Origin of the sequence: Niastella sp. (genome assembly GCF_045805085.1) — a bacterium.
Lineage (GTDB): Bacteria > Bacteroidota > Bacteroidia > Chitinophagales > Chitinophagaceae > Niastella.
This window is the reverse complement of the sequence record NZ_JBJMLX010000301.1, coordinates 1-5,158: the sequence shown is the minus strand read 5'-3', so window position 1 is coordinate 5,158 and position 5,158 is coordinate 1. Positions and strand designations below refer to the sequence as shown.

Below are 5,158 nucleotides of genomic sequence, written 5' to 3'. Positions count from 1 at the left end.
TAAGTTAACGAGTTAACAAGTTAACCAGGTAGAAGGAGGTTGATAGGGTTGATGGAGTTTATAGCGTTGATAGGGGTTTGCCGCGTCGCGGATCTTTGCCCTCTGCCTTCTGCCGTTTGCCTGCACCTTAAATAAATAAAAAAGCCCGGAATTTAAGTCCAGGCTTTTTTATTTAAATATGTTTCTCTTAGAAAGCAAACTTCACCCCTAAACCACCCCAAACGCCCACATAAGCACCGTGGAGCATTTCAATGTAAGGATTTACATCAAGGCTCAGGGCAATGGGAGCGTCTTTGATCTTATACTCCAATCCTAATATACCATCAACCCCAAATGAGGCATCGCCATCATGATAGTAATGGTGGTCATCGCGCCAGTAGCCATCGCTATACCAACCAATATGAGCCCCGGGCCCAACATACCATTTTAAACCCGGGGCGCTATGAATATCACCATGAAACTCATATAAGCCGGTAATGCGGAAACCATGGTCCCAGAAATTTACAAGGCCTTCCAATGCAGCGTCATCTTTAATAAAGTGTTTTATCGTTAAAGCGCCGGGCCAGAATTTTACCCCTACCGCAGTACGATAATCAGATCCTAAGGCCTGGGCCTGGGTTTGGGAAACAGTAAACAGGGCCAGTACACTTAGTACAACTACGATTTTTTTCATAAATATTCCAATGTTTGGTCTAATACGATTTTAAAAAACTATGCCAAATTTGCAGAGCTGGATAAGAATCTAAATAATTAATTCTCAATTCTTTTTTGTAAATAAATCCGCAATATTACAATTAAACCCCTATAACCCAGGAAGATTAACAATTGTTAAGAAAGCTTTGCCTGTTGCCAATTGCTTATTGCCTATTGTTTAAGTACCTTTGCGCCCTTATATGAAAGTAAGATCACATAAAAAAGACAAAGTTAATATCATTACGCTGGGTTGCAGCAAGAACATGGTAGATAGTGAAGTATTGAGCGGCCAGTTAGTGGCGAATGATATTGATGTGATACATGAGAATGAAAAATCAGATCACAATATCGTAATTGTAAACACCTGCGGGTTTATCGACAAGGCCAAGGAGGAATCTATCAATACCATTCTTGACCAGGTAGAACTCAAACGCCGCGGCAAACTCGATAAAGTGTATGTGACAGGCTGTTTGAGCGAACGCTACAAGAACAACCTGGAACAGGAAATTCCCGAGGTGGATGCCTATTTTGGCACCATGGAACTTCCCCTGATACTGAAAGCATTTGAAGCTGATTATAAAGCAGAACTGTTGGGCGAACGCTTACTGGCCACCCCCAGGCATTATGCTTATTTGAAAATATCGGAAGGCTGTAACCGCACCTGCTCTTTTTGTGCTATTCCGCTCATGCGCGGGCAGCACGTTAGCCGGAGTATCGAAGACCTGGTGAAAGAAGCCGAAGGCCTGGTGAAGAAAGGCGTAAAAGAAGTGATGCTGATTGCCCAGGAATTGACCTATTACGGCCTGGACATTTACAAAAAACGCATGCTGGCCGATTTAATGAACCGGCTGGCTGATGTAAAAGGGCTCGAGTGGATCAGGCTGCATTATGCCTATCCCTCTAAATTTCCTTTAGAGATCCTGGATGTAATGCGCGAACGGGATAACATTTGTAATTACCTGGATATGCCGCTGCAACATGCCAGCGATAATATGCTGAAGGCCATGAAGCGCCAGATAACCCAGTCAGAAATGAATGAGCTTATCAGCGCCATCAGGGAAAAAGTGCCAGGCATTGGTTTACGCACCACGCTGATCGCCGGTTTCCCCGGTGAAACAAGAGATGATGTAGAGTCATTAAAATTATTTCTGCAAAAACACCGCTTCGACCGCGCAGGTATCTTTACCTATTCACACGAAGAGAACACGACTGCACACGACCTGGAAGATAATATTCCACACGAAGAGAAAGAAGCCCGTGCACAGGAGATCATGGAAGTGCAGCAGGAGATCAATTTTGAAAAGAACCAGGAAAAGGTTGGACAAACCTTCAAAACCCTCATCGATAAAAAAGAATCGGGCCGTTACCTGGGTCGCACGGAGTTTGACAGTGTGGAAGTTGACAATGAAGTGATCGTTAACAGCAGCAAAAAATTACCAATCGGCGAATTTGTAAACGTAAAGATCACCAAAGCATACGATTTTGATCTGGAAGGGGAAGTAGTAGACCCCTCAACCCCCTAAAAGGGGAGAACCACTCCAGGAATAAAATATATTCTTTGATATATTTAAAACGCTGTTCACAATATATGAACAGCGTTTTTATTTATACGTTAGGCCGTTATATTCGAACCAACCGAATTACCACAAAGTTGTATTGTTACCGCTTCTCCTTAGCCATACCTTTGTGTGGATGATATTGTTATTTTTTATCATTGACAACATCATGTACTCCTTATCTCCTTTCCAACAACTACACGCCCAGTCGACATTTATTATAATTAATTGGCTCAACGGAGGCAATGGCAGATGTGGATAGACCTGAGTGATTGGGTTGCCCGCGTCGTGGATAATTAGGTAGTGCGACAAAATTTACTGATTATTATCCACTCTGGCAGGCACACAACCTCTTGTGCCTGCTTCTTTCTTTATATACACTCCACATAATGGTTTGCAGTCCTAATTAATTAAATAAAAACCCAATACCATTAACAAAAAAATATAATAAATAGCCAGCAATGTGTACAAAATCGTTTAATACCCGGTAAATTTGAAACCAGGTTAATATGCTTCGTTCATTAGTAGCAACTCTCATAAAGAGGGTTTAGGTTCTGATTAATCATATGCTGCACCGGCAGCATATACCGGAGATGTTTTACAGGGAAAGAAAGACTATTTTTCTTTCCCGTAAATTCCGGCATCGCCTGCCGAAACCTTGGCGTAAGGGCCAGTAGAAGCTTTAACGGGAACAAGCTTTAGCGCAGGCGGCCCATGGAGGCACAAATTCCTCACAGCACTACTTAACCATTATTATCAAATAATCTTCAATATTTCACGCAGGTATAGCGGTTAACGGAATGTATAATACCTTTGTAAGCCAATACAACGGTAAATACATTGAACTATGTTTAAAGATGCATCTTCACAGGAAATTGACCAGGTATTGAATACCGCATGGCAGGCTTTTCACCAATACCGGAAGTATTCGTTAAAAGACCGCGCCCAATTCATGCGCAACATTGCCGCAGAGCTGGAAAATGCAGGCGATGAACTTATTCAAACCGCCATGCGGGAAACCAACCTGCCCGAAGCCAGGCTTCGGGGCGAACGGGCCCGCACCATGTTCCAGTTAACCAGTTATGCCGAGGCCTGCGAAAGAGGAGAGTGGCTGGAAGCAAGGATCGATACGGCCAACCTCACTAAAACGCCACCCAAACCCGATATACGCAAAATGCTGATCCCCTTAGGCCCGGTTGTGGTATTTGGGGCCAGCAACTTCCCATTCGCTTATTCAACGGCTGGTGGCGATACAGCCTGTGCCCTGGCAGCCGGCTGCCCGGTTATTGTAAAAGCCCATCCTGCCCATGCCGAAACATCAGAATTAGTGGCCCAGGCCATTTTAAAAGCCGCCGCCAAATGCAAGATGCCCAACGGCCTATTTGCACATGTGCATGGTGCTTCGCAGGAAGTGGGTAAAGCGCTCGTAACTCATCCGCATACAAAAGCAGTTGGTTTTACCGGTTCCTATTTAGGTGGTAAGGCCCTGTTCGATTGGGCCAACCAACGCAAGGAACCCATCCCGGTGTTCTCAGAAATGGGAAGCGTAAACCCCGTGTTCCTGTTCCCGGAAAAAATGAAACAATCTGCCGTAGAAGTAGCAAAAATGTATGCCGGCTCCATTACGCTTGGCGTAGGGCAGTTCTGCACCAATCCGGGTTTGATCTTCGGGATTGAAGGCGAAGCGCTGCAACAGTTCATCGATACATTAGGCAACGAAATAAAAGCAGTCAATCCGGGCACTATGTTACACCCCGGCATTGCGAAAAATTACCTCGAAAACAGGAACAAAGCCCTGTCGCAACAACAGGTACAAACCATAGCAGAAAGCAATACCCAGCCCGCCGCCAACCAGGGCGTGCCCACCATTGCCTCTGCCACCGGCGAAGCCTTTCTGAATAATCCTGTTCTGCACCAGGAAGTGTTTGGTCCATATTCGCTGGTGATCCGTTGTAAAGACATGAACGAATTACTGGAAGTGGTTCGCAAACTGGAAGGACAACTGACCGCCACACTCATGGCCACCGATAACGACATTGTAAATAATGATGAACTGGTGGAAGCGGTAAAAAATATTTGTGGACGCTTTATCGTAAATGGCGTTCCTACCGGCGTGGAAGTTTGTTTAAGCATGCATCATGGCGGGCCATTCCCGGCTACTACTGATTCACGTTTTACTTCGGTTGGGGCTGATGGTATTAAACGCTTTGCCCGGCCTATTGCTTATCAAAACTGGTCGGATAGTTTGTTGCCAGAGGAGTTGAGGAATGGGAATCCGTTAAATATCTGGAGAACGGTAAACGACGTGCTAACGAAAGATGAGGTGAAAAGTTGACCAGTTAACCAGTTAACCAGTTGACGAGGAAGACGGGTTGATAGCGTTAATAGAGTTGACAGGGTTGATAAAGGGAATTACCACATACAAGTTTGTTAGTTCTTTAGTTTTTGAGTTATTGAGTTCATCCGGGGGCGCGAACTCTTTCTCCGCCTGCTGGCGGATTCACGTTTCACGAAGTGAGCCTTGAATTTCGCAAACCCATTGCCGATTGCCGATTCACGATTGCCGATTTATGCGGTATAGAAAATAATTTCCGTCTATAATTTTTTACTACTTTACCTGCGATAAATGAAAAAAACCTTTTTCTGCATCGATGCACATACTTGCGGCAACCCGGTACGACTGGTAGCCGGTGGAGGCCCCGTACTGGAAGGAACAAACATGAGTGAGAAACGCCAGCATTTCCTGAAAGAATATGACTGGATCCGCAAAGGATTGATGTTTGAACCCCGCGGCCACGATATGATGAGTGGCAGCATCCTGTACCCGGCGCACGATCCGCAGAATGATATTGCTGTACTGTTCATTGAAACAAGTGGTTGTTTACCTATGTGCGGTCATGGCACTATTG

At 44.9% G+C, this 5,158-nt stretch carries 4 protein-coding genes; 3 read left to right on the top strand and 1 reads right to left on the bottom strand.

All coding sequences use genetic code 11. The annotated features are described in order from the left end of the window. Positions 1-187: 187 nt before the first annotated feature. Positions 188-673, bottom strand: a complete 486-nt coding sequence (locus ACJ751_RS15400) for a hypothetical protein (protein WP_407746391.1) — start codon at positions 671-673, stop codon at positions 188-190. A 220-nt stretch (positions 674-893) separates the two neighbouring features. Here ACJ751_RS15400 and rimO point away from each other — a divergent pair, with 220 nt between their 5' ends. The 3 genes from rimO to ACJ751_RS15385 form a co-directional block, all read left to right on the top strand. Next, positions 894-2,216: a 30S ribosomal protein S12 methylthiotransferase RimO gene (gene rimO / locus ACJ751_RS15395; RefSeq protein ID WP_407746390.1), complete on the top strand. Its 1,323-nt coding sequence runs from the start codon at positions 894-896 to the stop codon at positions 2,214-2,216. A gap of 880 nt (positions 2,217-3,096) precedes the next feature. Beyond that, entirely contained in the window at positions 3,097-4,584 is a 1,488-nt protein-coding gene (locus tag ACJ751_RS15390) for an aldehyde dehydrogenase (NADP(+)) (protein ID WP_407746389.1), read from the top strand. Positions 4,585-4,875: 291 nt separating this feature from the next. Next, a partial coding sequence (locus ACJ751_RS15385; protein WP_407746388.1) for a proline racemase family protein occupies positions 4,876-5,158 on the top strand: 283 nt, incomplete at its 3' end.